Annotated in this window: 2 protein-coding genes; both read right to left on the bottom strand. The window is 73.8% G+C overall.

Features of this window, described 5'->3' with window-relative positions; translation table 11 throughout:
* Positions 1–28 precede the first annotated feature (28 nt).
* Complete coding sequence (locus tag AB0C76_RS41275; RefSeq protein ID WP_359975917.1) at positions 29–388, bottom strand: nuclear transport factor 2 family protein; 360 nt, start codon at positions 386–388, stop codon at positions 29–31.
* Between the two features lie 54 nt (positions 389–442).
* A complete protein-coding gene (locus AB0C76_RS41280; RefSeq protein ID WP_359975920.1) occupies positions 443–1,615 on the bottom strand; it encodes a cytochrome P450 in 1,173 nt (390 codons plus the stop codon).
* Positions 1,616–1,783: the final 168 nt, after the last annotated feature.

A 1,783-nucleotide genomic window follows, 5' to 3' on the forward strand; every position in this document is an offset into this window, starting at 1 on the left:
GGAGAGCCCCCGGGGGCTCTCCGCCGTGTCACGCCGCCGGTCCGTAGGCGCCGAACCCCCGGCAGACCAGACCCTCGCGGAAGGTCAGGACCTCGGCGACGGCCTGGCCGCGCTCGTTGCGGTAGTTGATGACGAGGGTGTCGACGGAGGCCCGGACGTCCTCGACGGTGAAGTGCAGGTCGGGCAGGTGGTCGAGGCCCTTGGCCCAGTAGGCGCGCAGGGCGTCCTTGCCGCGCACCTCGCCGGACGGGTCGCCGATGATCTCCAGGATCCTGGGCGAGGCGAAGACGACGTCCTCGGTGTAGTGCGCGAGGATGCGCTCCAGGTCGTGCGAGTTCCAGGCGGCGGCCCAGTCCTGGGCGAAACGGGTGGCGAATTCGAGGTCCATGGTCCCGGACGGTACGACAACCGCGCTGCCGCCGCACGCAATTCCACGATCCGGTCACCACAGCACAGGGAGGCTCGACGGGCTGCGTGTCGTGCCGCCGAGCTGCCACGTGACGGCTGAACCGGGGTGGGCGAGGCGCAGGCCGGGGAGGGCGGTGGCGAGGCGTCGGAGGGCCTCGCACATCTCCAGGCGGACCCGCCAGGCGCCCAGGCAGTAGTGCGGGCCGGCGCTGAAGGCGAGGGTCGGGGCGGCGAGCGGGGCGGCGAGGTCGGCCTCGAGGCCCCCGTCCGGGAAGACGGCGCCGTCGCGGTTGGCGCTGTTGAGGCTGACGGCCACCACCGCGCCGGCCGGGATCGGCACCCCGCCGAGTTCGACCGCCTCGGCGGCGCGCCGGGTCGTGGCGTCGTCGTCGCCGAGCGGGATGTGGTGCAGGAGCCGCTCGGTGGCGCGTTCGGCGACGGCGGGGTCGGCGAGGCGGGGCCAGCAGGAGGGGCGGTCGCCGAGGAGGTAGACGAGGGCGTTGCCGAGGGTGCCGGTGACGCTCTCGTTGCCGCTGCCTGCCAGGCCACAGACCAGGTAGACGAGCCAGGTCTCGGGGATGCCGCCGTCCTCGTCGGCAGCGCGGACCAGGCCGCTGACCAGGTCACCGCCGGGTGCGCGGCGCCGCCTGGCGATCAACTCGGCCGCATAGGTGGTGAATTCATTCACCGTGGCGGCGTCCTGCTGGTCGTCCTCCGCCAGGAGGGCCTGCGACCAGCGGTGCAGCCGAGCCTCGTCGACACCGTCCAGGGCCATCAGCCGGCTGGTGACGGCGAAGGGCGCCGGCCGGGTGAAGGCGGCGACCAGGTCGGCGGGCGGTCCACCCGCCGCCAGGTCGTCCACGGCGCGTTGGACGGCCTCGGCGACCCACGGACGCCAGGACTCGACGGCGCGCGGGGTGAAGGCGCGCTGGACGGTGAGGCGCAGCCGGCGGTGGTCGGCGCCGTTCAGGTTGAAGATCGACGCCGGGTTGCCGGTCACCTCGGCGTTGCCACCGCCGCTACCGACGGCGTGCAGGCCGTCGCGGGTGAAGCGCGCGTCCGTCAGGACCTTGCGGACGTCGCGGTAGCGGGTGACCAGCCAGGCGGGGGTGCCGTCGGCGAGGGTGGTCGGCCGGGGTGGCAGGGCGGGGGCGAACGGGAGCCGGTGGAGCGGGGGGAGGGCGGGGCCGGCGGCAGCGGAAGTGATGGGGGGCCTCCAGGTCCGGGTTTTCCCCCAAATATCGCTGATGGGACCACGGATGCACGGCGACGGCGCGCCCGCTCCGCACCGGGCGGAGCATGGGGTAGGGGGTCGTGTATACCTGGCATCAGGACAAACGGTCTGTCCCGATTGGAGGTTGGCGTTGGCCGGAAG

This window comes from Kitasatospora sp. NPDC048722, assembly GCF_040650235.1.
GTDB lineage: Bacteria > Actinomycetota > Actinomycetes > Streptomycetales > Streptomycetaceae > Kitasatospora.

Coding starts and splice junctions, on each gene's coding strand:
- AB0C76_RS41275 (WP_359975917.1), bottom strand. CDS start 388: ATGGACCTCGAATTCGCCACCCGTTTCGCCCAGGACTGGGCCGCCGCC.